At 53.7% G+C, this 26,273-nt stretch carries 24 protein-coding genes; 13 read left to right on the forward strand and 11 right to left on the reverse strand.

All coding sequences use genetic code 11. The features are described 5' to 3' along the window. Both PYL13_RS24670 and PYL13_RS24675 read left to right on the forward strand, forming a co-directional pair. Window positions 1-756 (forward strand): FadR/GntR family transcriptional regulator, encoded by a 756-nt coding sequence (locus tag PYL13_RS24670; protein WP_275642611.1) that lies wholly within the window; start codon window positions 1-3, stop codon window positions 754-756. 138 nt (window positions 757-894) lie between these two features. Further along, window positions 895-1,464: a hypothetical protein gene (locus tag PYL13_RS24675; RefSeq protein WP_275642612.1), complete on the forward strand. Its 570-nt coding sequence runs from the start codon at window positions 895-897 to the stop codon at window positions 1,462-1,464. Window positions 1,465-1,562: 98 nt separating this feature from the next. On the opposite strand, the gene PYL13_RS24680 is transcribed toward PYL13_RS24675, so the two are convergent. The 5 genes from PYL13_RS24680 to PYL13_RS24700 form a co-directional block, all read right to left on the reverse strand. Further along, window positions 1,563-1,781 (reverse strand): DUF6500 family protein, encoded by a 219-nt coding sequence (locus PYL13_RS24680; protein ID WP_275642613.1) that lies wholly within the window; start codon window positions 1,779-1,781, stop codon window positions 1,563-1,565. A 41-nt stretch (window positions 1,782-1,822) separates the two neighbouring features. Continuing rightward, window positions 1,823-2,911: a DNA polymerase IV gene (gene dinB, locus PYL13_RS24685; RefSeq protein WP_275642614.1), complete on the reverse strand. Its 1,089-nt coding sequence runs from the start codon at window positions 2,909-2,911 to the stop codon at window positions 1,823-1,825. A gap of 12 nt (window positions 2,912-2,923) precedes the next feature. Continuing rightward, on the reverse strand, window positions 2,924-4,993 hold the full coding sequence (locus PYL13_RS24690; protein ID WP_275642615.1) for an ATP-dependent helicase: 2,070 nt from the start codon (window positions 4,991-4,993) through the stop codon (window positions 2,924-2,926). A gap of 247 nt (window positions 4,994-5,240) precedes the next feature. Then, a complete protein-coding gene (locus PYL13_RS24695) occupies window positions 5,241-6,467 on the reverse strand; it encodes a PQQ-dependent sugar dehydrogenase (protein ID WP_275642616.1) in 1,227 nt (408 codons plus the stop codon). 148 nt (window positions 6,468-6,615) lie between these two features. After that, window positions 6,616-7,065, reverse strand: a complete 450-nt coding sequence (locus PYL13_RS24700; protein ID WP_275642617.1) for a hypothetical protein — start codon at window positions 7,063-7,065, stop codon at window positions 6,616-6,618. A gap of 207 nt (window positions 7,066-7,272) precedes the next feature. Between PYL13_RS24700 and PYL13_RS24705 the strand changes: the two genes are divergently transcribed. Both PYL13_RS24705 and PYL13_RS24710 read left to right on the forward strand, forming a co-directional pair. After that, window positions 7,273-7,989 (forward strand): Crp/Fnr family transcriptional regulator, encoded by a 717-nt coding sequence (locus PYL13_RS24705; RefSeq protein ID WP_275642618.1) that lies wholly within the window; start codon window positions 7,273-7,275, stop codon window positions 7,987-7,989. 52 nt (window positions 7,990-8,041) lie between these two features. After that, a complete protein-coding gene (locus PYL13_RS24710; protein ID WP_250984031.1) occupies window positions 8,042-8,287 on the forward strand; it encodes a DUF6894 family protein in 246 nt (81 codons plus the stop codon). Window positions 8,288-8,291: 4 nt separating this feature from the next. On the opposite strand, the gene PYL13_RS24715 is transcribed toward PYL13_RS24710, so the two are convergent. Further along, window positions 8,292-9,005 carry a Crp/Fnr family transcriptional regulator gene (locus PYL13_RS24715; protein ID WP_275642619.1) on the reverse strand — a complete coding sequence of 238 codons (714 nt, stop codon included), beginning with the start codon at window positions 9,003-9,005 and terminating at the stop codon, window positions 8,292-8,294. 159 nt (window positions 9,006-9,164) lie between these two features. On the opposite strand from PYL13_RS24715, the gene PYL13_RS24720 reads away from it, so the two are divergent. From PYL13_RS24720 to PYL13_RS24745, 6 genes are all read left to right on the forward strand, one after another. Continuing rightward, entirely contained in the window at window positions 9,165-9,554 is a 390-nt protein-coding gene (locus PYL13_RS24720) for a response regulator (RefSeq protein ID WP_275642620.1), read from the forward strand. A gap of 179 nt (window positions 9,555-9,733) precedes the next feature. Beyond that, window positions 9,734-10,393, forward strand: coding sequence for an ABC transporter ATP-binding protein (locus PYL13_RS24725; RefSeq protein WP_250984029.1), 660 nt, complete (start codon window positions 9,734-9,736; stop codon window positions 10,391-10,393). Then, window positions 10,390-12,798, forward strand: coding sequence for an ABC transporter permease (locus PYL13_RS24730; protein ID WP_275642621.1), 2,409 nt, complete (start codon window positions 10,390-10,392; stop codon window positions 12,796-12,798). Before PYL13_RS24725 ends, PYL13_RS24730 begins: the two co-directional genes overlap by 4 nt. Next, a complete protein-coding gene (locus PYL13_RS24735) occupies window positions 12,788-13,855 on the forward strand; it encodes a lipocalin-like domain-containing protein (RefSeq protein ID WP_275642622.1) in 1,068 nt (355 codons plus the stop codon). The genes PYL13_RS24730 and PYL13_RS24735 overlap by 11 nt, the downstream gene beginning before the upstream one ends. An 81-nt stretch (window positions 13,856-13,936) precedes the next feature. Further along, window positions 13,937-14,179 (forward strand): DUF2934 domain-containing protein, encoded by a 243-nt coding sequence (locus tag PYL13_RS24740; protein WP_275642623.1) that lies wholly within the window; start codon window positions 13,937-13,939, stop codon window positions 14,177-14,179. A 103-nt stretch (window positions 14,180-14,282) separates the two neighbouring features. Then, window positions 14,283-15,245 carry a YihY/virulence factor BrkB family protein gene (locus PYL13_RS24745; protein WP_275642624.1) on the forward strand — a complete coding sequence of 321 codons (963 nt, stop codon included), beginning with the start codon at window positions 14,283-14,285 and terminating at the stop codon, window positions 15,243-15,245. A gap of 38 nt (window positions 15,246-15,283) precedes the next feature. Here PYL13_RS24745 and PYL13_RS24750 read toward each other — a convergent pair whose 3' ends face one another. After that, window positions 15,284-15,895 (reverse strand): TetR/AcrR family transcriptional regulator, encoded by a 612-nt coding sequence (locus PYL13_RS24750; protein ID WP_275642625.1) that lies wholly within the window; start codon window positions 15,893-15,895, stop codon window positions 15,284-15,286. 87 nt (window positions 15,896-15,982) lie between these two features. Here PYL13_RS24750 and PYL13_RS24755 point away from each other — a divergent pair, with 87 nt between their 5' ends. Continuing rightward, on the forward strand, window positions 15,983-16,756 hold the full coding sequence (locus tag PYL13_RS24755) for an SDR family oxidoreductase (RefSeq protein WP_250984023.1): 774 nt from the start codon (window positions 15,983-15,985) through the stop codon (window positions 16,754-16,756). A gap of 556 nt (window positions 16,757-17,312) precedes the next feature. Next, on the forward strand, window positions 17,313-17,669 hold the full coding sequence (locus tag PYL13_RS24760) for a hypothetical protein (RefSeq protein WP_250984094.1): 357 nt from the start codon (window positions 17,313-17,315) through the stop codon (window positions 17,667-17,669). A gap of 739 nt (window positions 17,670-18,408) precedes the next feature. On the opposite strand, the gene PYL13_RS24765 is transcribed toward PYL13_RS24760, so the two are convergent. From PYL13_RS24765 to PYL13_RS24780, 4 genes are all read right to left on the reverse strand, one after another. Beyond that, window positions 18,409-19,245, reverse strand: a complete 837-nt coding sequence (locus PYL13_RS24765) for a WecB/TagA/CpsF family glycosyltransferase (protein ID WP_275642626.1) — start codon at window positions 19,243-19,245, stop codon at window positions 18,409-18,411. 289 nt (window positions 19,246-19,534) lie between these two features. Beyond that, window positions 19,535-20,731 carry a glycosyltransferase family 2 protein gene (locus PYL13_RS24770; protein WP_275642627.1) on the reverse strand — a complete coding sequence of 399 codons (1,197 nt, stop codon included), beginning with the start codon at window positions 20,729-20,731 and terminating at the stop codon, window positions 19,535-19,537. A gap of 138 nt (window positions 20,732-20,869) precedes the next feature. After that, window positions 20,870-21,955, reverse strand: coding sequence for a polysaccharide deacetylase family protein (locus PYL13_RS24775; protein WP_275642628.1), 1,086 nt, complete (start codon window positions 21,953-21,955; stop codon window positions 20,870-20,872). 50 nt (window positions 21,956-22,005) lie between these two features. Next, on the reverse strand, window positions 22,006-24,627 hold the full coding sequence (locus PYL13_RS24780) for a glycoside hydrolase family 9 protein (protein ID WP_275642629.1): 2,622 nt from the start codon (window positions 24,625-24,627) through the stop codon (window positions 22,006-22,008). A 374-nt stretch (window positions 24,628-25,001) separates the two neighbouring features. On the opposite strand from PYL13_RS24780, the gene PYL13_RS24785 reads away from it, so the two are divergent. Then, window positions 25,002-26,153, forward strand: a complete 1,152-nt coding sequence (locus PYL13_RS24785; RefSeq protein WP_275642630.1) for an O-antigen ligase family protein — start codon at window positions 25,002-25,004, stop codon at window positions 26,151-26,153. Window positions 26,154-26,273: the final 120 nt, after the last annotated feature.

The raw sequence follows: 26,273 nt of genomic DNA on the forward strand, positions 1-26,273 counted from the left end.
TTGGGGCTTGAGCGCCAGACACACGGTCGGAAAAAAGGTGGGACGCTTGCCTTCCACTTAAGCGGTGAACTGCGTCAGCAAATTCGGGATGGCATGTTTCGCGCCGGGGACAAGTTGCCGAGTGAAACCCAACTGACGGAAGCACATGGGGTTAGTCGCACAGTCGTGCGAGAAGCAATCGCCTCTCTTCGTGCTGACGGGCTTGTTGAGGCCAGGCAGGGGGCAGGGGTGTTTATCCTGACCTCCAGCCCGATTGATCCGGCAACGCCACGCCTTCAGGACATGGACCAAAACCGGATTTCCTCCGTACTGGAGATGCTTGAAATCCGTGTTGCGGTTGAATCGGAAGCGGCTGCCCTTGCTGCCTTGAGACGTTCGCCGCAACAGGAAGAACATATTATCGAATGTCATCACGCCCATATGAGGCAGATACAGGCCGGTCTACCAACCGCTGAGGCGGAATATGCGCTGCATCTTGCTGTGGCGAAGGCGGCCAATTCTCCAAAATTTGTGGCCTTCATGACACTGATCGGCGAAGCCTTGGTGCCGAGAATTATCCTGAACAAAAGAAGCGAAGCCGGCGAAACTGAATATCTAGCGCAATTGCACGAGGAGCATGGCCGGATTGTCGATGCCATTTCGGCTGGCGACGAATATGCAGCGCGTGAAGCAATGCGTGCGCACCTAAATGGAAGTCAGGCTCGTTACCGTTTGTTGCAACGGCAAAACAGCGACATCACGACCAAATCGGGATAAACGTCCGCCGTGTGTACATGGCATTTGGTTGTTGTTACAGCGGCGCAGGCCGACCGAAGTTGTCACGGCGCATTGTATGTTGCCCCCGGTATTCTGGTGGAACTCAAGTTTTGATACTCCTCAGAGTAGAGTTCCCCTATGGTGAGCTATCGCGATTCCATCTCCGGGCGCGATGGCATTTTCAGTAGGCCTGCGTTCCGGGCCGAGTTTACAGGACCGCATATGAGACGCAGTTTGCTGACGATTTTTGTTGCCCTCTTTCCCTGGACCGCCAGCGCCAACTGTATGCCTCCTTGGCAGACGCTGTTTGCCTGTAACATCAAAGGTTCAGAGGCCAGGGCAGAGTTTTGCGAAATTGCAGATCAGGAAAGCCACAAGAGCCTCAAAAGCCACTACTATACCTATGTTGTGGGAACGAAGCCGGCAGAGCTTTATTTTGAAGCGGACGGTTATTATTTCTCCACCAAAGATACGATTGCTGGTCATCCCAGCGACCTGACCATGGGGGTCGGTCTCGCCAACAAGAACTACGTCTATTCGTTTTTTGTCACTGAAGATAAGAACGATGACGGGCCTGTCCGTGATGCCGAAATCCGCGTTTACAAGTCGATAGACGCATTCAGCAACGATACAAAAAACAATGAACAGCTACGGCTGCAGTGCGATCCCGCTTCGGTCATTGCGAACAAGGACAACATTCGTCCCTAATAGATGTTTTCTGCTTGATGTAACGCGGACGACCACCCGGTAGGCGGGGCGATCTGTCGTTCGTTTCTGTTACGCCGCTGAATGCAAATCACACGGTTTTACTCGCCAGATTTTATCATCTCGCGAACTTTCAGCGCCTTTTCAAAATGATTGAGCCTATGGGTCTTGATCCACCACTCGGCGGCTTCCATCAGAAGGTCCGAGTCATCGTTTTTGTTGGCAAAAAAGGCATAGAAAGAAATGCCGACGGCATCGCCTTTCTTTGCGATCTTGTCGTCACAAATGGCGATGGCTTTTGCTCTGAGACTTGCGCGCATTGGTATGCCTGAGTGGTTGAGAGATTTTTATTGTCGACGTATCAGATCGCCAGATCCAGTTGATGCTCGTGGGCTGCAGATGTTTCTCCGAGATTGGAGATCGTGACACCAAGTAACCTTACGGGTTTGCGAAATGGAAATGCGCTGGCCAGCAATTGAGCGGCGTTTTCGACCAGTTCGGCTTCGCCACCGAAAAAATGCGAAACTGTCCGGCTGCGTGTGATCTGCTGGAAATCGGAATATTTGACCTTAACCGTCACCGTTTTTCCGGAATATCCGTTTGCCTCGCAATGACGCCAGATTTTCGCGACAAGCGGCACCAGTTCGGCCTTTGCCAGATCAAGCTCTACGATATCTTCAATAAAGGTATCTTCGGCGCCGACCGATTTGCGCTCACGATCGGGTTGTACCTGACGGTTATCAATGCCACGCGAAATGCCGTAAAAATATGGGCCCGACTTGCCAAAGTGCTGGGCCAGAAACTCCAGCGATTTCGCTTTGAGATCGGCCCCCGTTTCAATGCCAAGCCGGTGCATCTTTTCTGCGGTTGCAGGGCCGACGCCGTGAAACTTCTTGACGGCCAATCCCTCGACAAAAGCCGCACCATTTTTTGGCGTAATGACTGCTTGTCCGTTCGGCTTGTTGAGATCAGAGGCCATCTTGGCAAGAAACTTGTTGTAGGAAATGCCGGCAGAGGCGTTAAGCCCGGTCACTGCCTTGATTTTCCCCCTGATTTCCAGGGCAATCTCAGTCGCAACCGGCATATCTCTCAGGTTTTCCGTCACGTCGAGATAGGCTTCATCAAGCGACAAAGGCTCGATGAGCGGTGTATATTCCGCAAAAATCTCGCGAATTTGCCGGGATACCGCGCGGTAAATCTCAAACCGCGGTTTCACAAAAATCAGCTGGGGGCATTTGCGCGCTGCGGTGACTGAAGGCATAGCCGAGCGAACGCCAAATTCTCTTGCCTCGTAACTTGCCGCAGCCACCACCCCACGTGCTGCGGCTCCACCAACGGCAACGGGTTTGCCCCTTAGCTCGGGATTGTCGCGCTGTTCCACTGAAGCGTAGAAAGCATCCATGTCCACGTGAATGATCTTGCGCATCGGACGGGGGCTCTCGTCAGGCATGGCTGTTCACCATCACTTCCACATGGAGCGCATCCGCGCACCGACATCCATGCGTATCTGGGTGGCACTGCGCTCGCTGGCGTTAGGGCTTATCTTCGGCCAGCTTGTTGACTCGAAGAATTGCAGCAATGTCGCGGGAATGAAGCGGGTGCGCGAGGCGTAGACATGACGGTCACCTTGCGTGTTTTGGCCATGGGTAAAAAAGCGTTGCGGGGTAATGAGCGAAAGGCTGTCACGCGCCCTAGTCATTCCAACGTAAAGCAAACGTCGCTCTTCTTCGACCTCGGCCGTCGTACCAACCCCGAGGTCAGAAGGAATGCAGCCATCAACCACATTGAGCATAAAAACGGAGCGCCATTCCTGACCTTTGGAAGAATGGATGGTTGACAGGATCAGGTAATCCTCATCAAGCAACGGGACCCCGGCCTGATCACTGGTTGCGTCGGGCGGATCAAGGGTCAGCTCAGTAAGAAATCTTTCCCGGTTGGCATAACCTGCTGCGATCTGCTCAAGCTGGATGAGATCGGCCTTGCGCGTGTCAGCATCCTCATGAATGCGATCAAGATAGGACTCATACCACAGGCGAGCCAGGCCAATCTCGGCAGGCCAGCTCGCCCCCATCTTCCTCAGGCCTACCATCAGAGTGACAAACTTTGCCCAGTCTTCACCACTTTTGGGTGGAGGCGGAATCTCCGCGAGCGAGATCAGCGGCTCCGGTTCTGCTGTTATCGTATCGAGGATTTTACCTGCCGTTTGTGGACCAATACCCGGTAACATCTGCAGCAGCCTGAAACCCGCCACGCGGTCACGCGGGTTCTGGGCAAACCGCAGTACGGCCAGCAGGTCCTTGACATGAGCGCTGTCGAGAAACTTCAAACCGCCGAACTTCACGAATGGAATATTGCGCCTGGTCAGCTCTACTTCCAAAGCACCACTGTGGTTGGATGAGCGGAAAAGCACTGCTTGCTGTTTGAGCGATATACCGATCTCGCGATTGGCAAGGACCTTTTCGACAATATAGGCGGCCTGGTCCGTTTCATCTTTTACGGTGACCAGCATTGGCCGCTGTTCGGATTCGCGGTCGGTCCACAGATTCTTGGTAAAGCGCTCCCGGGCAAGATCGATCACACCATTTGCGGCGGCAAGGATCGGCTGTGTGGATCGATAGTTCCGGTCAAGGGTAATGACATCAGCCGGTTGCGGCGAAAATTCCTTCGGAAAATCGAGAATGTTGCGAATGGTAGCGGCGCGAAAGGAATAGATCGACTGTGCGTCATCGCCAACCACCGTCAGGCCCTGACCATTTGGCTTGAGCGATCTGAGAATTGATGCCTGCAGACGGTTGGTGTCCTGATATTCATCAACGAGAATATGGTCGAAACGATTGCCGATATCTCCCGCAAGTTCCGGATCTGACACCATTTGAGCCCAGTAGAGAAGAAGGTCGTCGTAGTCGAGTACGTTTTGTGCCTGCTTGGCCTCGACATAGGCGCCAAACAACTCCTTCAACTCATTTTCCCATTCCGTGACCCAAGGCCAGGAGGTTTTAAGCGCTTCGGCAATCGAACATTCCGAATTCACCACGCGGGAATAGATGGCAAGGCACGTTCCCTTGGTCGGAAACCGGTCCCGGGTTTTGGAAAAACCGAGATCATGCCGGACGATATTCATCAGATCGGCGCTATCTTCGCGATCATGGATTGTGAAATCGATGTTCAGTCCGATCTGTTCGGCATAGATCCGCAAAAGCCGCGCGCCGATGCCGTGAAATGTGCCCGCCCATGCAAGCGCATCCGTCATGACGGCGGAATTTTCGCCCAGAACCTGCCGACAAATGCGTTGAACGCGCCGGGTCATTTCCGAAGCTGCCCGTCTGGAGAAGGTCATCAGCAGAATGCGGCGGGGATCGGCGCCATTGACAATCAGATGTGTGACGCGATGCGCAAGCGTATTGGTCTTGCCAGAACCAGCACCGGCAATAATCAGCAGTGGTCCGCCGATCTGCCCATCCAATGCGCCGATGCCATGCACGACAGCACTTCGTTGCTGGTCATTCAGTTTTTCCAGATAGGTCGCCGTCATTTGATGCCTGTAAATGCTCTCATTTCGCGCTGCTACATAGTCCGTCACGCCATTGCTGTGATGGCGTTCAGGCCCAGACGATTCCGAAAGCCCGAAAATATTGGCGTCTGCATAACATGAAAGGAACAAAAAAGGAACATGCTGGCGTAAGATGCCGGTGTATGTATTTCGCACCGCGCGCGCCGCTTGGCAGTTGCGCGCAGTGCTTTGATATGGCGGGCGGCAGTTAAACAGCGCGCAGTGTCAGTCAGGTTGCATTGGTAATTTTGATGATTGTCGAGTTTCCACCACCGCGTTGTTCGGTCACTGCAAAGACAGAACCGTCTGGTGCAACTTTCACATCGCGGATACGTGCTTCGAGATCGAGCCGTCCCTCATGCGAGACGCGATCACCATCCATATGGACTGCTACGATGCCCTGGCTGACAAGCCCGCCAATCAGGAAAGCACCTTTCCATTCGGGGATCAGGTCATGATCATAATAAGCCATGCCAGAGGGCGCGATAACGGGATCCCAGTAATAGACCGGCTGCTCGGTACCTTGCTGTGAGGTAATACCATCTCCCACTGCGCGACCGCTGTATTCAATGCCGTAGGTTACCTCTGGCCAACCGTAATTTTTCCCGGCTTCCGGTCGATTGAGCTCATCGCCGCCCTTTGGGCCGTGTTCGACCAGCCACAAGCGTCCCTGTCCATCGAGGGCTGCTGCCTGAACATTGCGGTGTCCCAAGCTCCAGATCTCGTCGAGAGCGCCGTCCGTGGCGACGAATGGATTGCCTTCAATTGCCTTGCCTGATGTGTCGATGCGGAAAACCTTGCCAAAACCGCTTGCCAGATCCTGCGCACCGGTGCGCACTTCCGCATCTGAACGCTCGCCGACCGTGACATACAACTCACCCTGCGGTCCAAATACCAGGCGTGAACCGAAATGTTTGTCACCGTCGTAACTCGGTGTTTGCTGGAATATGGTCGTTACACCTTCGAGTTTTGCACCACCGTCGACCTCGACTAATTTTGCTGCGGCCACGGAAGTGCCGTTGCCATCTTGGCGGGGTTCTGAAAACGAGAAATAGATCATGCCGGATGTTTCAAAGTCCGGTGCGAGCGCAACGTCCAGCAGGCCGCCCTGACCAGCAGAGGCTACTTCCGGAACGCCTTCAACAGGCTCGCTGACTGCACTGCCATCTTGCGAAACAATGTGCATGGCACCTTCCTTTGCCGTGACCAGCATGCGGCCATCCGGCAGGAACTCCATTGCCCACAGGTGTGGCAAGTCCTTGGCAATCACCTTCATTTCGACACGTGGCTGGTTTTCAGGCAACGGTGCCCGCGTCTGGTTTTCAAACGCCGGTGCCTGCTGCGGCGCATTTGCTTTTCCTGTTTCTGCGGTGTTGCTGTCTTGGGCCGAAACGGGAACCGCAACAAGGCTGCATGCAAGCATCGTGGTGGCGAGAATGTAGTTTTTCCTGAACATCGACAGTTGGCTCCCTTGAGTGCTGGCGGGGCAGATTGATGCCACGCTTCGTTTCAGGAACACATGCGGGCTAAATTTGTTGCAACACACCAGTTCAACAAAAATTTATCGCCTCGAGAGGTGACTGCCAGGCATTTCAGCTGGGGCGTTAACGGCCTCTGACAGATCCCCACAGAAACCCCGCTGCTGCCGCCATTGATACCCACAATAAAGGTTGGGCGCGCACCTTCTCCTCAATCGTTTCCATCTGGTCGCGAACTTCCGCTTTCGCCAATCTGGCAGATGATGTGCCGACAGAACGAATGGCGTCGGAAAGTTTTGTAATCTCGCTGCTGAGATCTCGCAGTTCCTGACGTGTAGCGTCGTCGTCACGGACGGCAGTTTTGGGTGTTATGAGGTCAGCGCTGTTTTCAATCTGCTCTGCGGCGTCAACATCGGTCCGTCCCGAAGGCACGGAGGTTTGTGTAATCGACAAAGGATCGGATGCGGGAAACGTATCTTCAATCGCGTTCTGCAGGTCGTCATTTGCGCTCTTGTCTTTGACGGCAGCCTGCTCCTTGCGGAGCGACTGGACGGCGGGCGATACTGGATTTTTCATGATTTTTCTCCTGAGCTAGTCCTTTTAAATCATCAAGAGGGCTCAGATGTTCCGTGCGAGCCAATAAATTTGGGTGGTAAGCAAGACTGCAAGTCGGGTTGCTGAACAGATTACCTGCGTATAAGCTTTCCGTAGTCGTTTGCAGGGTGTTCGAAGGCGCAGACGATGAGGGGTGCCAACTCTTGCCTCAAGACGGAAGCGAACGTCATGGTTTCAGCCAATCAGGATTCCATTCGGAACAAACTACTATCCATTCTTCCGCCCGACGATTTTTCGTTGATTGCAAAGCACCTGGAATATGTCGACTTGCCTCGTGGCACAGTTCTCGCCCGGGTAGGTGAACCGATCGATCATGTATACTTTCTGGCGTCGGGCATAGGCTCGCTTGTGACTACGACGCCTGACGGAAACAGTGCAGAGGCAGGAATTTTCGGCTTTGAAGGTTATGTGCCAACAACTGCCATTGCCGAAGTGGAAACCAGTTCGCACGATGTAACGATGCAGCTTTCCGGCGATGCATATCGCGTTGACTACAATAACTTCCGCGCTGCTATGGAAAACAGTAGCTTTTCAAAGATTGTTATTCGGTCAATCGAGGCTTTTTCAGTCCAACTTGCTCAGACAGCAGTTTCCAACGCTGTCCACGATGTCAATGAGCGGCTCGCACGCTGGCTTTTGATGTGCCACGACCGTGTGACGGGAAACGAGATCGCACTGACCCATGAGTTTATTGCGCGAATGCTGGCCGTACGTAGACCAAGCGTCACCACCTCACTTCACGTGCTGGAAGGTAACGGTTTCCTCAAATCACAACGTGGCATGATTACAATAAGGAACAGGGCTGCGCTTGAAGAGTTTGCACATGACGCTTACGGAAAGCCGGAGGCAGAGTACCGGCGTCTTATGAAGGACCTTTTCCCATGAACGTTGCAAACGAAGCCAAACATGACAACGCCCTCAGACTGATGTTGTCGATATGAGCCGATATTTCTTTCATCTACGCCGTGACGGAGAAATTGTTTCCGATGTCGAGGGCGATGACTTTTTGAATGATGATGCTGCTCGAGTGAGTGCCATTGGTGCGGTCCGAGAAATGGTTGCTGCTCTTATCAAGAGCGGGCGCGTCGTGGCTGATGAATATGTGGATGTATCGGATGACGCTGGCAAGCTTCTGTTCAGCGTATCCTTTCACGACGTCGTGCAAAATCATTTAAAAAAATAACTGATCAAAACGGACCGATCAGTCGACGATACTCCGCTTCTGGTTCGCCGTAGGCGCCCCCGGCAAATTCCTCAAGTCCTTTCCGGTCACGGATCGTCACCCTGCCGCGCTCTGCCACAACAAGCTTCATGCCTTCCAGAACATGGAACGCGTTGGTGATACTGGGTCGTCGAACCGCGAGCATCAGGGAAACGAAGTCGTGGGTGAGGCTTATTTCATCGTCGTCCAGCCGATCGTGACACATCAGTAACCATCGGGCCAGGCGTTGGTCGACCTGATAATTGGCGTTGCAGAGGGCCGTGTATGATATTTGTGCGGCAAATGTCTGGATGAATCTTGCTAGCAGGTTTGCAAAGATCGGATTGGCCGACAGCTTGTCATTCACCGCGTCGATCGGCATGCGGTAGGCTTCGCCCGACACCTGCATTAGCACCTCGTGAACACTGATGGTTCCGCCCACGCCTGCCGAAGTCGGGCAAAACCCCTCACGCCCGACCATGCCAGCTTCGGACCGTTGACCATCCTTTGATGCGGTGACCACCGACCCGATGCCACTGCAAAGAAAATAGACATACTCGATGTTGCCGTTGGCACTCGCGATGACTTCGCCTTTCGGGAGGTCAACCGGCGTCAACGCATCGGTCACACTTGCGAATTCATGGGGAGGCAAAAGAGCTAGGAGTCGACTGCGAGAGGCGGGGTGGTCCGAAACGTTCATGGCACTCGTTGACGGGCGTGAGTCCGAACCCACAGCCGTTAAGCCCTGAGCTATTTCAAACGGTTGGTGATTCTATAGCATTCCGGAAATTCGACGGATTTTATGTACGCTGGCATACCTTCCACCTATGCGCGTCAGAAACTGCTAAGCTGAGGTTTCTTGCAAGGAGAAGTTACACTGGTAACGCGTACATATGACACCGTTCTGGTGCTGGACGACCAGCCGCTCATCGCCCTTGAGGTCGAAGATTTGCTCACGAGCGCCGGTTTTTCAAACATTGTCACCTTTACCTCCTGTGCCGAAGCGCAAAATTGGCTTAACACCAACACACCACAACTGGCGGTTATAGAGACACGTCTGCGTGACGGTGCATCGGACGAGGTCGCTGGAATCCTCTCATCCCGCAATGTCCCCATCATTGTGCATTCTGCTGATGATGCGCAGGTTGATACCACTGCGGAAATTACTTGGGCGAGCCGTTTCTGGATCAACAAACCATGCTTGCCGGATGCCTTTTTGAAGGCCGTTCAGGATTGTCGCGTCGCTTAGCAGACGGTCCTGTATTCGTCATTCCCCATCAAATCAACGCCATTTCCCTCCCATGTGGTGATCAATGGGTGGTATCGTTTGGCCTGTGGAATTAAAGATGACGCATGCCGCGTCGCAAACTGGCGACGTCGGCAACGACGCGCGGGTGGCTCCACCTGATATTCCTTAGTGAGACTGCCATGATCCTTTCGCTTTCTGATATCACCAAATCATACCCGTCAGCCGAAGGGCAAATCCCGGTCCTGAAAGGTGTGACGCTTGATCTGGCAAAAGGCGAGAGCCTTGCGCTGACGGGTGAATCCGGTAGTGGCAAAAGCACCCTTCTGCACCTGGCAGGCGGGTTGGACAAGCCAGATAGTGGCACTATCACTGTCAACGGGCGCGACATCACCAATCTCGATGATGCGGGTCGTGCAGGCTTTCGCAGGCGCGATGTCGGGGTCATCTTCCAGCAGTTCAATCTCATTCCAAGTCTGGATGTGAAAGCCAATATCTCGTTTCACGCCAAGCTCGCGGATCGTTTCGATCAGGCGTGGGAAACGCAACTCGTTGAAGAACTTGGCATCGGTCAGCTTCTTCATCGCTACCCCGAACAGCTTTCCGGCGGTCAACAGCAAAGGGTGGCGATCGGGCGGACACTGGCGGCCAGACCGTCGCTCATTCTTGCGGATGAACCCACCGGCAATCTGGACGAAGCCACAGCCGACATCGTGCTTAATATCATGCTGCGACTGACCAAATCGGCGGATATTGCCCTTCTTCTGGTAACACATTCCAACAGACTGGCCGACAAGCTGGACCGCCGGATCACTCTGAGTGGCGGAAGGGTTGTCACATGAGGATGATTGCCTTCTGGGCGCTGCTGTCCCACTGGCGTTACAGACCACTGCAGTTGACCACACTCATTCTGGGTGTGGCGCTTGCGACGGCGCTGTGGTCTGGCGTGCAGGCAATCAATGCGGAGGCGAGGGCAAGTTACGGACGTGCGGCTGCCGTCTTCGACCAGAATGCTCTCGATCAATTGGTACCGCGAAACGGAAGCACTATCGCCACCGAGACATATGCAAAATTACGCCGCTCGGGCTGGTCCGTTTCACCGGTTATCGAGGGTGACTACAGGTTTGGTCAGACGCGCCTCCGGCTGATTGGCATCGATCCACTGAGCATGCCCTCGCAAGCACAGTTTACCCCAGTTTCAAGCGCCGCGGGTCTTACCGAATTTGTCCGTTCTCCCGGCCAGTTGATCGTGTCGGCTGCGACTGCCGCCCGCCTGACCGATACCGCTGGTCTATCGGTCAAAATAGCGGCGGATCTTCCTGATGGCGCAGCTTTTGTTGACATTAGTGTTGCCGACCGGCTGCTGAACCGCAATGGCGAACTGAGCAGGATCGTGATCTCGCCTGACCAGAAAGCAGGGCTTGAAGCCATCACAACGATAGCGCCGGAGCTGATGGTGCGCGATGCCGGCGGGCGACCTGATGTTGCCCATCTGACCGACAGTTTTCATCTTAATCTGACAGCCTTCGGTTTTCTGGCATTCGTAGTCGGCCTTTTCATCGTCTACTCAGCGACAGGTCTGTCTTTTGAGCAACGCCGCGCGACCTTTAGAACATTGCGGTCGCTTGGAGTATCGCTGCGCTCGCTCACGACAATGCTTGCCATCGAAACCATTGCCTTTGCCATTCTCGCAGGTGTGCTGGGCGTCGTGCTGGGTTACCTCGTAGCATCTGCTCTCCTGCCTGGTGTCGCGGCGACATTGAGCGGTCTCTACGGGGCAAGTGTCGCAGGTGGACTTTCGATCAGACCGCAATGGTGGCTGGCAGGGCTGGCCATGGCGTTGGCTGGCACAGCCTTGTCGTCGGTGCAACATCTGCTGCATGTCTGGAAAATGCCGATACTAGCGGCTGCCCAACAAAGAGCCTGGGCGCGCGTGTCGACCAAAAGGCTGATGGTTCAGTCAGGCATTGGCGTTGCCTTGCTGTTTGTCTCTGCGATTATCGCAGTCGCCGGCGAGGGACTTTACTCCGGTTTTGCCGTGCTTGGGGCGCTGCTGCTTGGTGCAGCGCTTATTTTGCCAGCCCTGTTGGCACTGGTGATGGCTGCTGGACAATACATGTCCCGACAGGTTCTCATGCAGTGGTTCTGGGCTGACACGCGCCAGCAATTGCCCGGCCTTTCCTTGGCACTGATGGCGCTGCTTCTGGCGCTTTCGGCCAATGTCGGTGTCGGAACAATGGTGTCCAGTTTTAGGCAGACCTTTCTGGGCTGGCTGGATCAGCGTCTTGCCGCAGAGGTGTATGTTACGGCGCGCAATGAGGCGGAAGCCGAGAGGCTACGTGGCTGGCTGCCCGGACATGTCACGGCGATTCTGCCGATCTGGAGCACGGAAGGTGAGGTGCTTGGCAGGCACATACAGATTTCAGGCGTTGCAGATGATGTCACCTACCGCGACCACTGGCCCTTGATTGCTCGCTCCACCTCGACCTGGGATGAGATTGCCAAGGGACAAGGCGCGCTTGTCAATGAGCAGCTTTGGCGAACCGGCAAGGCAAACCTTGGTGAACGGATTAACCTGCCCGGTGGTTGGTCGGCAGAGATTGTCGGCGTGTTCTCTGACTACGGCAATCCAAGTGGCCAGGTCATGATCGGGCTCGATGCACTTGTCCGGCATTATCCCGATGTGGCGAAACTTCGGTATGGTTTGCGTATGAAACCGCAACAGGTGCCGGAATTCAGAAAAAAGCTGTCAGAAGAGTTTGGCCTGCCAGAGAGCAACGTCATCGATCAGGCCGCCCTGAAACGGCAGTCGACGGCGATCTTTGAGCAGACATTTGCGGTAACCGGCGCGCTTAACATTCTCACGCTTGCGGTCGCCGGATTTGCAATGTTTTCCAGTCTGCTGACATTGTCAGCACTTCGACTGCCGCAGCTTGCTCCCGTATGGGCGATGGGGCTTCGCCGCCGTGATCTCGCGCTACTGGAAATCGTCCGAACGATCGCCTTGTGGCTGGCGACCTTTGTCGCGGCGGTTCCCGTCGGACTGGCGCTTGCGTGGGTTTTGCTTGCAATCGTCAATGTCGAAGCTTTTGGCTGGCGGTTGCCCCTGATCCTGTTTCCATTCGACTGGCTGAAGCTCGGCGTTGTTGCGCTGCTGGCGGCTTTGATTTCGGTTCTGATCCCGGTGCGGCGACTGGCCACAACCGATCCTGCCGATCTACTGAGGGTGTTTGCCAATGAACGTTAGAACGGCGTTTTTTATCGTCTTCGCATTAATCACGGCTGCACCGGTCGCCGCTGTTGCGCAGGGTTTCGCCGGGCTCGGTTCAAATGCCGAGGGGTTTACCGTGCCGCAAAAAGGCGTGGCGTTGCAGTTTCCACGTGACCACGCTGCGCATCCCGATTTCAGGATCGAATGGTGGTATGTCACGGCCAATCTGGAGACGGTTGATGGTCGTCCGCTGGGTGCTCAATGGACATTATTCCGTTCGGCACTTGCCCCGCAAGAACGGGCAGGCTGGTCCGACCCGCAAATATGGATTGGTCACGCGGCCCTTACGACCGCAACCAGCCATCATGTCGCCGAAAAATTTGGCCGAGGTGGTGTGGGGCAGGCGGGAGTAGCAGCTGAGCCATTTGCTGCGTGGATTGATGATTGGCAGATGAAGAGTGTCGTTACGGCCGAGCAGGACGGTCTAGATGGCGTATCGCTCAAGGCCAGTGGCAAGGATTTTTCCTATGATCTGACCCTGAAAGCACAGGGGCCGCTGACACTGCAGGGCGACCACGGGTATTCGGTAAAATCACTGGCTGGGCAGGCGAGCTATTATTATTCGCAGCCGTTCTACGCCGTCACCGGTCGGGTGGAGCTTGACGGGCAATCTGTCGAAGTGAAGGGAAAGGCCTGGCTTGACCGTGAATGGTCATCGCAGCCGCTTGCTGCCGACCAGACCGGATGGGACTGGTTTTCACTGCATCTGGATAGCGGGGAAAAAGTCATGGCTTTCAGGCTGCGTGACAGCGGTGAAGGTTACACATCCGCAAACTGGATCAGCGCTGATGGCACGCCGTCGCCGCTCGCTTCCGGCGATGTGTCTTTTGAACCGCTGAGATCTGCGGATGTCAACGGCAAGTCGATCCCCGTGGAGTGGCGGGTACGAATTCCAAGTCGCGGTCTAGACATCACAACGAAGGCACTCAACGATCAGGCATGGATGGCGACATCCACGCCTTATTGGGAAGGTCCGATCACGTTTGAAGGCAGTACGTCGGGTCGCGGATACCTTGAAATGACAGGATATTAAGCGTCTTGCATTTTTCTCTTCTGGAATACGGAACAACTCGGTTTCGACGGGGTTGGACGTAATAATAAGGGAGGAAGTGTCATGACCGACAGGGAAGAAAAAATCCGCCAACTGGCCTATAAAATCTGGGAGGAGGAGGGCCGCGAAAGCGGTTTTCACAACGATCATTGGCTGCGTGCTGAAAAAGAGCACCAAATGACCGACCAGCAGGCCGAAGAGGCGACCAAAGCCAATCAACACGCCGATGAGGAATTTGCCAAGGACAACAGCGGCAAAAAATCTGAGGTGGACATTCGCCCACCGTCGATTTCCAGCCCGGATTAATGCATGGGCGTGCACCATCAATGGGGGCGGTGGTGCTGATGTGGAACGCATTGGAGGCAGTTGGTGTGGATGAGAAACATTTGAATGATGGATAGGCAGATATTTGGAACGTGATCTCGACAAGGCCATAGGACGGGATGCAGATGCGCCCAACGAAATCCCTGCAAAGGGCATGCGCGATGTGTTCTGGCGTATCGTCAAAGCGCTTATGGTCGATCGCGTCACGTTGATCGCAGCTGGCGTTACCTATTTCCTGCTTCTATCGCTGTTTCCTGCCCTCGGTGCACTGGTGGCGCTTTACGGCTTTATCGCTGATCCGGTGACGATCGTTGATCATATCAGCTTTCTGGCGCGGATCCTGCCGCCTGGGTCCTTTGACATCTTGCTTGGCCAGTTGCACGCGCTTGCCCAGCAAAAGAGTTCAACGCTGAGCATCGCTTTCGTCAGCGGTCTCATCATTGCCCTGTGGAGTGCCAATAGTGGCATGAAAGCGCTATTCGAAGCGATGAATGTGGCCTATCAGGAAAGCGAGAAGCGTAATTTTTTTCGCCTCAACCTGCTATCCCTGACATTTACTTTTGGTGCCCTAATCGTCGTTATCGTGATCATTGCGGCGATTGGCGTTCTGCCGGCGGCTCTTACCTATCTGTGGCTTGACCGGTGGCAGGAAATGCTTGCCCGGTTCGTGCGCTGGCCGTTCCTTATTCTGTTCGTCGGCTTCGGAATTACCGTAGTTTACCGCTTCGGCCCCAGCCGTGAGCAAGCCAAACTAAGGTGGATCAACTGGGGGGTCTTGTTCAGTACATCTCTATGGTTCGTCGCATCGCTGCTTTTCTCCTATTACCTTGAAAATTTCGCGAATTATAATGCGACATATGGAACACTTGGCGCCCTGATAGGTCTGATGGTGTGGGTGTGGATTTCCGTCATCATCCTGATCGTCGGTGCCCAGATAAACGCAGAGCTGGAACACCAGACTGCGCGCGACACGACGACCGGCTCGCCCAAACCCATGGGTCAGCGCGGCGCCTTTGTTGCCGATACTCTGGGCGAAACACTCGAATGACAACGCGCTCTTCGCGAAAAGGATGGCTTTGGCGAATGTCAGCGCTTGCCGGGCCATGCATTCAGGGCGATATCGACAAGTGCCTTCAATCTTATCGTACATGCGCCGTCGCAGGCCTGAGCGGACATGCCCTGAATGACAGCGCCATAGAAACGGGCCAGTGTGTCCGTATCCGTTCCGGCCGGTAGTTCACCTTCGCTAACTGCGCGGTCAAATCTGCTCTTCAGAACCTGTATCGAGGCTTCGCGCAGTGCTGCCGTTGTCCGGGCCACTGAGGCGTTTTCTTCCGAGTGCTGCAAAACGGCCGTTGAGACGATACAGCCCCGCGGCTTGTCTGGCTGGGTGTCTCCTTCGGCGATGTCATAAAGGAATAATTTGAGCGTCTCATAAACGGGCCTTTTTGCGTCAAGCAGTTGTAGGCGTTGGCTGTTTTGCTGGCTGATGCTGTGGTTGAGCGCCATGCGGAACAGTTCTTCCTTGGAGCCGAAGGTTGCATAGAGCGATGGCGGTGTGATGCCCATGGCGGCGGTGAGATCGGCAATCGATGTGCCTTCGTAGCCACGTTCCCAGAACAGATTGGCTGCAACCTCAAGTCCGGTTTCCCGATTGAGCACGCGGGGTCTGCCGCGTTTCCGCACCGTTTCAGACATTATTATATCGATCCCTACATAAATATTGACATGCCATTCAGCGGTTTTATTATATCGTTCGCTAGTTAAATCGCAACGGAGTGATTTATGTCCAAGAAGCTATCCAATAAAACCGCCCTGATTACAGGAAGTTCCCGCGGCATCGGCCGGGCTGCCGCTCTGGCATTTGCCAGGCAAGGTGCGGGTCTTATCGCTGTCCACTATGCTGCCAATGCAGATGCCGCACAGGCGACTGTGCGTGAAATTGAAGCTCTGGGCGCAAAAGCGGTGGCCATCGGCGCCGATCTGCGCAAGGGCAAGCAAGCGACAGACAGCCTCTGGCAGCAGTTCAAGGAGGCTGCGATCGCGTTTTCTGGTAAACCGGTGCTTGATATTCTCGTCAATAATGCCGGGATTGCAACGGCAACATCGATAGGTGACACGACCGAAGCTGCATTCGATGAGTTGATGACCATCAACTTCAAAGCGCCCTTCTTCCTGATACAGGCTGTGGCTGATGATATCAGCGACAATGGGCGTATCATCAATGTTTCGACCGGTTTTGCGCGTGTTGCAGCACCAACTCACCCTGCCTATGCGGCATCAAAAGGTGCTCTCGAAACGCTTACTCTTGCTCTTGCGCCGGAGTTCGGCAAGCGCGGAATTACCGTCAATGTGGTCAGACCCGGCGTGACTGAGACAGACATGAATGCCGAATGGCTGGCAATGCCGGAGGCACGTGCGGGTGCCGAGGCGATGTCGGTCTTCAATCGTCTGGGACGTGCCGATGACATTGCTGATGTCATCACATTCCTTGCGTCGGAAGAGGCCCGCTGGACGACAGGACAGATGATTGACGCAACAGGTGGCGCACGATTGTGATCCTCGTGGCGGCGTGGGCAAACTTTGCCCACGCATACTTCTAGGTCTGCATAGCGTCGAACGATGATCGACCCTCATGTGGTTGGCAGAACATTTGGTTAGACGTGACGTTCGGCACAGCATTCCATTGCTTGGTTACACGACCGCTTTGCAACAACAAAAAATGCTTGTGGTCATGCGGCGGCCTATCGCCGAGGCAATCAGCACGGATGGCCGTCTTGTTATCCGCGAACTGCCCTTCTCATCATCACGCATCGCCACCTGCCTGCGCTAGCATAAAAGGCCGGATTCTCAGCCCGCACATCGCTGGTTGCGTGACATCATCGCCGCCGCAGTGGCGGCTGACTGACGGCACTTTCACGTAGCATGCGTTGGTCGAACCGCCTGAGAAGTCGCCGCGTAATACATGTGACCGTCGTCCAGAACGGTTATTTCCAACGGAAACAGATCGCGACTTTTTGTCCGCAAAACAACGATAAATCGCCGTTGCTTACCGTTTCAAACGCGCTACATTCATGGTGTGGAGTAAGCTTGGAGGAGCAGTTTCATGAAACGAATGTGGCCGGAAGAATACAATTCCTTGTTACAGGGGGCTGAGGAGGTGACGCTTGATGTCACAGGAGATGCCTCAGATGACCCGACCTCTCACCCGGAAGCTCTTCGTAAGGCTTTAAAAGTTCGAATGCTGCAACAGGATTATGAGCGCATCTGGCCTCTTGCAGAGGCGCGTTATCGTCTCGACGGCAAGTCGGCAGGAAAGGCAATTACGCTCATCGCGAACAACCCGCATTATCAGCGTTGGCATCCAGCCGATGGCGGTACCGTTGAAGAAAAATCAGAAAGTGGAAATGTGAGCCAATCCAAATACGTCATCGTGCATTTTCTGCTTGATGATGTGAGCGTGGCCGCCTGATAAGCGGATTTGATTTCCAGCAGCGTCGTCTAACCACGCGTTGCCGCTTATCACTCATCCCGATCTGATTGTTTAACTGCTATCAACTGGTCAGATCGGGGTTTTACTGTGTGCGTCGAGCACACAATGTCCGTAACCAGATCGAGCAGCGCCAGTTAGATCCGCGCGCGCCGCTTCATCCCATCCACCTGCGATCATCAGGCGTTGGTGGCATCTGGATGCTTGCCGGCGATCCCTGGCGAAGCCTCTTGCCTATCTCCAGCCCCCTAAAAAAGGGGAGGCTCTCCACTGAAAAAGCAAAAATTTCGCAATGAAAAAGCCACAGTGCGTAATTACCAAGCTTCGCGAAAGGCACGGCTGGTATTTCTAACAGATGCCGAATCGTGCTTTAGCTACTTTGGCTAGGTGAGTACTTGACGCGGGGGCGTTGTCATTCTGGCTGTGACGGGAAGGTATTGGTATGACGATAGCTGGGATCCTGTATTTGATGATCGCATCTATTTTTGCCATCGCAAACTCAGTTGAATCTGCACGGCGAAGACTGCCCTGGGGCAGGTATGTTGTGGGGCTGCTTCTGTGCCTGGTTTGGCCAGTTCCGTTTGTTGTTGTCGCCGCTCAGTTGATCCATCGCGCGAGCGTGCGACGCTTCGAGGATCAGCGGTTTTTCTCGATGATAAAACGGCAGCCATAATAGAGGCGCTGAGGCGTCTCGGCCTTCGCGTTCAGGAAATGATCGCTTTCAAGCGGTCTTGTGCTTTTCAAGCTGTTTTTCGACGATATTCTTTTCCGATCTTGCCCGCTGCCGGGATTTTGAGCGCATCATGGCTTCCGCGGCAAACATCCGAACAAGCGGCGGGACCGCATAGACATAGCGGCGCCAGAGCCTGCGGGGATCGGACATCAGTCGATAGAGCCATTCAAACCCGAATTTCTGCATGACGAATGGCGCCCTTGTCTGAAGGTTTGTGATGAATTCCAAAGATGCCCCACAACAGATGCAAACGCCGGTTGAGCCTGCTGTGTGTGATATTTCGTAAGCGATCAGCTCAGACTGTGGTGAGCCAACAGCAATGAATATGAAGTTTGGCTTGTCCCGGGCGGCAAATTCTGCACAGGCACGCATCGCCTCTTCATTGGTGATCACATTACGTGGCGGCACGTGGTAGGTAATGTGGACGTCCGGGAACCGTTCAATCATGCGCTGTGCGACCTCCTCGTAAGGAGCGATCAAAGTAACGCGGTCCCCTGGCTGAATTACCTCATGAAAAAGACATGCCGTCAGATCTGAGCCGGTAACGAGCGGCAACGGAAAAGACAGGGATTTCGCCATCCAGGAAATAGGCTTGCTATCGCATAGAGAAAGCCAGGACTGTTCGTAAATGTTCTGCAGGATGTTATCGCCGCGTAATCTAACGGCATGATCGACGTTCGGAGTAACGATGTAAAAAAAACCGTCGGTGTGTTTGACGCCCTCAATTGCGGCAATAACCTCATGAAACCGTAAAGTGTTGTACGGAACATCCAGAAACCGTTGTTTGACTTCCCACGCGTCGGCATTAATCGACACATTTTCCATCGTCGTTCCCCCCGAAAAAAATTATGCGTTTTGTAATTTTATATTTAGTTAAGCAATTATTAATAATGCAGTATTGTTGTGAAGCGAGTCAATACAATTTCGTTGTGAAAGAAATTGTTTGTCGTCTGGAATTTCTTATTTGAGATGCATGATGCTATCTCATCGCTACTCGGAGAGAGGGGAGGCTACTAAATAATAAATTTATCGACGTCTTTTGATGTACTTAGTATTACTAATGATAATTACGTTTGTCGTCGAACCGCGCGTGTAGTTAGTAAGCATGACTATATTAAAAAGGTTCGCTGCCGTTGGAACGGTCTGTTCTGATCCAGCTTTTGTTCTGCCGACCACCAATTATGGTAAGATAGAGAGGTATTTTACTGAAGACGTAGGGCAGGACCTGGATAAGGTCTTTAGGCGGTAAAGCTGTCATTCCGTACTTTAGCCACGCCAAACTTGTTGTTCCGAGCAGCCACATAAGTGCAAGCATTGTCACTGTGAATGGGCCAGCGGGCATATCGAATGAAATGATCAGGCCGATTTCAGTCATGCCGACAATGACCAAGCTCAAAAGAAGCAGGCTCAAAGGTGGGATAAGTAGATCCAGCATCCAAAGCGCCAGTTTCGGCTCTTTGAGGATTTGAGCCTTGGGCAAAGCGCGAAACGCTTCTGAGATGGTCGCAATATGCCCACTTTCCCAACGTTGCCGTTGGGTTGCCGCTCCAGTCTTGGATTGCGGAAAAAAGCTATAGATATATGATGTCTCGCAGAGTGTCGGTGGCTTTCCGACCAGCGTGAGATCAAGTCCCAGCTTCATATCTTCAACGAGGTTTCCGCTCGCGACGTTCACACCGCGAATAAGGGCCCACGGGAACGCCATGGCGGTCCCGGTGAGCTGGCATCCGACGCCCATGCGCGCCAGCCCCTTTGGCCGTACTTTGTTTTTGATCAGAAAAGCAAACTCGGCAACTTTGGTCCCGATGCTCGCACCGGTCGGCGCAAGCATCAGATTGACGGCCTGAACTGCTCCACTCTGGGCATTTGATGCCCTGACGAGCGCGTCGAGCCCACCCGCCTCGATTATGCAGTCCGCATCAATAAAAACCACGAAGGGTAGTGGATTTTGCGCAATGGCCTGCAATCCCGCATCCAGTGCATAACCCTTGCCACGAAGCTTAAGATCAGTTCGCTCCAGCACCTCGGCGCCAGCGGCTCTTGCTATTTCAGCCGTGGCATCAGTGCAATTGTCGGCGACAACCAAAAGCCGGTCGAATGGGCGCCTTTGCGAAGTTACGCTGACCACCGTTCTTGCAATTCCCTCTTCTTCATCATGGGCTGGAATAATGATGACGGCTGGGAGGCGTTCGGCAGGAGTTGGTGCAACTTGCCGTCTCAGGAAAGACATGGAAACTTCTATTCCATACAGAGCCGTGGGGATCGCAGTACATATAGAGAAAAGCCAAAGCACCGGTGAAATCATGCTCATAAACTTCGGCCTCAACCCAAGCGTCTAATGGTGGTGTGTTATTCAATATGTAAAATAATTACGAGCGGCAAGCAGTATTATCTCTCTGAAATATTTAAGGTGTTCATAATTACACCTACTGTTGCCAACAAGATCCAGTCATCGACTGTTGGCGAAGGTTCCCAATACCCGGAACGGCAATCCCGATGCGAGTGCGGCCACATATCTGCGGCGTTGCCAGCGACCATCTATGTTGACTCTCGGAAGTTGCAATGCCGACGTCACCTCCTCATTGCAAACTGGCGCCTGCACTGTGGTAACCGCCAATTTAAAGCCTGAGGCACCTGCGGCCGCAAACTCTCTTGGTCCTGCCTCAGCACGATGACCGTAGGGAAATGCGAAAGTACAGATTTCCTGAGACAATAAAGTTTCCAGGTAATGGCGCGATGATGTTAGTTCTTCTGTCAGTTCATCGTGGGTCAACCTGGCCATTGCCCGATGACTGACGGAGTGCGCGCCGATCGTGGCCAGTGGGTGGCGAGAAAGTGCTATGAGTTCGGCCTCATCGAGGATCGTCTCGTCAACGGGCTTCATAGGATCAATACCGCAATCTGATGCCGCCTGATTGAGCCTGTCGATGGCGTTTGCTTCATCAGAGTTCATAATGAAACGCGACAGGCGTTGATATGCGGCGTCTCTGGCGTCTGGCGATGCCAAACTTACCTGCTCGCGGCCGTCACCGAAATCGAACTGCAAAGAATGCCCTTGTTGCGTGAGTTCAAAGGCCGTTTCCCACCACATGCTGTGGGTCCGTTGAATGAAGCCTGAGCATGCAAATATTGTAAAGGGAACCTGATGTCGGGCGAACACTGGAAGCGCGTATGTCACGTTGTCGCGATATCCATCGTCCAATGTGAACACAGCGAATGGTTGGGCAGAGGGATCTTTCGCTGCCGTTTCAAGCTCCTCAAGCCGTATAAATCGATATCCCAAATCGCGGAGTGTGCTGATCACCAGATCAAGAAAATCAGGCGTGATTTCCAGGTTTTTCTGCGATGGATTGCTGCCGGGCTGGCTTGGTCGGACATGGTGCAGCGTAAAAATGACTCCGTGCATTGTTGATTTTTTGTATAGGCCACTGGCTGTCCATAAAGAGGAGGCTTCAAGGATCGCTGTCTTTATTAGCGCCTTTAGCTTGATGGAGGCGGCAGAATCTTGAAGCTTGGTTTTTACGAAGTGTGTCATCCGTTTATTCTACAATCCCAAGCTCTGTTGAATTCCAGTGGGTGACCGTCCTAAATTGCATCCAGAAACAGCGCTATGAATGTCACCGGACCGATGGTTTGATCGACAGTGTATTCCTGCTGAATAACGATGGCTGGATGTTCGATCAGGTATTCGAAGAAGGGCAGGGCAAAGCGATCTGGCTCCACCTTGCGCTGCGCAACCGCGTCGGGGCGTCCCACTTCTGCCAGAGGCGACCATGAGGGCCCAAAAACCCAGCCATATGCAGAGGCGTTTTGTGGCGCCCAGCCATAGATGGTTATCCCAGGTGGCGGCGCCACGCCCATGGCGCGATGATCTTCGTGCAAAGGATGCTCGATCTGTCTAGGGCCGATCCCGGTCGTAAAGCTGATACCAAGCTGGTTTGCGCCGTGCAGGCCATGCATGGTTTGCTGCAACAGGCGAATGATCTGGACATCACCGCTGATCTGATAGGCGCGGAACAGGAGCAGGGTTTGACCGAAATCGGGCGGGCCGCCTTGTCCCCAGCCTGCTGGCGCATAAGGATGTTTCATGCTTGGATAGGCCAGTGACGATTGCACAGAAAGAAGCGTGCCGGCCTCGCGGACAAAGGCTTTTTCAATCTGGTCACGCAATGTTGGGTCGGCATGACCGCTTTGGTGATAGTCCCAGGCGCCATCGCCTTTCTGGAAATAAACGTCTCCCTCTTTTTTCCACGCGGTTTCGACCAAGGTGGCGAAGGATGGATTGTTGTCGAGCCTGAACAGCGAAGCCGCTGCCGCAATGCGCGGTCCTTCTGCATCTTTCTGCAACGCGGCCTTGCGGTCTTCCCACGATATGGCAGAAAACGCGCCGGCCTTCGTTCCTGCCTCGATCGATCTGGCGTAGAATTCGTCCGGGTTCTCGAAGCCTCGTTCTGCGGCATCCCAGGCTTTCAGCGCGCTCTGGCGATAGGTTTCCGACAGGTCTTGCTGACCGGCTTCTCGCAGCAAGCGGGCAAGTCGCGCAGCCGATGCCGCATATCTGTAAGTAGAGATATGGTCCGGCGCATAGGTGAATATCTTCAGGTGCTCCAGAAAGCTCGTCGAACCGGATAATGGATGCCCGGTACTTTCAATGCCGCCGCGTACACTTCCGTCCGGCAGTTGAAGGCGTCGGTAAAAATCAATGTTCCAGACCGCTTCGTGTAGAAGGTCTGGTGCGCCGTCGAGGCTCTCATAACCCGGCAAAAGTTCACTTGATTTTGGAATCCCGAGCGGTTTTGCGCGTTTGTTCGCGGGAAGAAACTCGTCAAGTTCAAGGAATGCATCTGAAACTGACAGATGCTGAATGCGCCTGTCCCAGTCTCCTGCATCCATGTAACCGCCCCAATAGTCATCGGGCGCAACATTGGTCGTAACCCAGGAGGCATTTGAACCCTCCTCAAACGGCACAAAACCGTTGTACCAGTTCGGCGTCCAGACAAGTGGCAGGTTACTTTCTAATATCTGCAGTTTTGGGCCGGGGCGGAAAGCCTCCGGACGTTCAAACCCAAAACGGTTATCGAGCGGGATGCCGCTGCGATGATTGTAAAGCCCGCCAATGCCATTGCGGGCCAACGCCATCCAGCGGTCGTCAGCAATCTCGAATGTGTCACTCACACCAATGCCAGGCAGGCGCAGGCGGTATTTGCCCGGATTGTTCCATGCGGAATAATCCAGCTCAAACACGAACGTTCCGGCGCGGTTCGATTTATAGGTCAGTGAGACATTTGCTCCGGGTTCGATCACATCAGGCAGCGGTTCGCTGACATCGCTTAAAGTGAAGCCGTCGGCGTCAGTGCTTGCAATTGTTGCAAACACGGCTTTTGCATCCTGTTCGCCACGCAGTCGCTGAAGCGCGACGCGTTGCCCGGTCTGCAGTTCGTGGCCCGGCGCCATAATGTAGGGTTCTGCTCCCGGACGAATGGCCGTAACCGGAAAGGGTACGCCTTCTGCGTAATCGATGAGTGGCTGAGGAAGCCCGTTTGACGGCTCGGGATCGTCGGGCTGGCTGCGAAGACTGACCGGAGCCGTGAAAACCTCTAGGCCGGTCTCATCAATGAGCGAGAAAGTATCGATGCCGTATTTGCGGAAGTCCACTGCGCCGTGCTCTGGTCCTTCCGGCAGCCACAATGCCAGATAGGCAATTTTGGAAGGGTCTTCCGGCCTGTGTCCCACAAAGGTGGAACGCAAAGCAATTGCGCGTGTCTGGAGCGTGTCGAAGACAAAATCCGTTGGTGGAAATACACCCTCGGGCCACGTTATCGTATGTTTCCCTTCGCTGAGTGGCTGATCCAGTTTGAGATAAAATGTGTGTTTGAACGAGGCGCCTGTTTCCGTTGCGCCGGTGTCGCCGCGATAAAAACCAGAACTGTAGGGCACGGATTTTCGGTAGACGGCCACAACGCGTGATGCGCCGTCCAGCTGATAATTGCTTTGCTTCAGAAACTTCGCGCGATCAAGAAATTGGTCGGGTGGGGTGTCGGAGATGCGCAGATGTCGACGATCTGGCCCGATAACCATGCCCCATTCGTCTTTGTAAGAAATCCAGGAGCCGACGGATGCAGATGCAGGCGCATCAAGTTCAATGATACGGCCAACACGAAAATCCATGTCTCGAATTTCGACTGCGATGATATCCGGGGCAGCCATGGTAATTTCGTGAATACGAATTCCGCTGCTCGCCAATGCTTTAGATGAAGCAGAAAAAGGTGCTGTTAAAATGCACGTTAAGACAATTATCAAATAAAATAATCTCACGGCACCAAAGACCTTTCATGTCGCAAGCTATGTGTTAATTGTATTGACTGATAGCAACATTGTTAATCGTCAGAGATACAGTTTTGAAGTTTGCATTTGCCGCTCTTCTGTTACTCAGCATTTTTCCAATAAGTTTATTGGTGAGACGATACGCTTTTGTGTCAAGAATATTCTGGATATCATTCGGAAGTTTTCCATTTTACCTGACTGCGGTACCTCTTCTGGATATTGGCATAGTATCCTGGGAGGAGTGGAGCGGTTTTGTCATGGGAATGGAAGTTTCCATTCTCGATTTCATGGCCCTCATAGCTTTGCTGATCTTGCCAACGCAGCATTCGCCCAAAGCTTATTATGTGCCGATGCTTATCTATATATGTGTTCTGATGCTTTCGGTCACGCAGGCGCCTGAGCCAATGGCTGCATTTTTCGGCGTCTGGCAATATCTCAGGATGTTCCTGATCGTCGTTGTTGTTGCCAGGGCCAGCGCCTACGAGGAAGTTCCGTCGCTGATTTACAAAGGCATGATGATCGGGATTGTCGGCCAGTTCATCGCAGTTGTCTGGCAGCGTTTCGGGTTGGGCCTTCCACAGAATACCGGGCTTTTTGTGCATCAGAACACTTTGGGCATGTCGGTGCACTTCGTGCTTTTCCCGCACCTTGTCATGCTGTTGTCGGGCCGCAAGAACCTGCTCTATCTGGTTGGGTCGGTGCTCGTCATGTTGACGATATTGATCTTCACCGCGTCGCGCGCCTCGTTGGGAATGGCCGGTTTTGGAATTGCCCTGACGTTCGCGCTAATGGCGCTTATCGGACTGACCAGACGCAAGATCGCCGTCGTCGGTGGTGCGGTTCTGGTGGCAGTCATGCTGCTGCCGGTCGCTGTGTCGACATTCGAAAAACGCTTTGAAGCAAGTCCGCTCCATGAAGACGCCTATGACGAGCGTGCGGCCTTTAATCAGGCGGCTCTTTTCATGCTTCACGATTTCCCGATGGGGGTTGGCGCAAACCATTACGTCTATGCAGCCCAATCCATGGGCTACTCCGACCGTGCTGGCGTGGACCCATCTGAAGGAAACCGGCGCGCCATCGTGCACAACGCCTACATGTTGGCCGGCGCCGAGACCGGCTACCTTGGTATGGTTGCTTTTTGTCTGATGGTGTTCACGCCGATGCTGCTTGCATTTGTAGCCGGCTTTCGAAATCACGACAAAACAGAAGGCCAGATTCTGCTGGGGTGCGCGATCGCGATGTTCGTCGCCTACGTCCACTCTGGATTCGAATGGATCATATTCACCAAGGAAATCCAGTATTTGCTGGCAATGACATTTGGCTTGGTGATTGGTGTGGCAACACGTCAACGCGCGCGCCAAAGCGAATATTTCAATATTGACACGTCGAATTATCAATACTTTCGTTGATTTTCTGATTCGTTTTGTATTTACTCAACAAACATGCGTAATACATTATGTATTAATTCTCATGGTCTGAAAATTCTACCGAAATTCCGCGTACGAGATTACATAAAAATATGTGCTAAC

The organism is Agrobacterium sp. Azo12 (genome assembly GCF_029193765.2).
Classification (GTDB): domain Bacteria; phylum Pseudomonadota; class Alphaproteobacteria; order Rhizobiales; family Rhizobiaceae; genus Agrobacterium.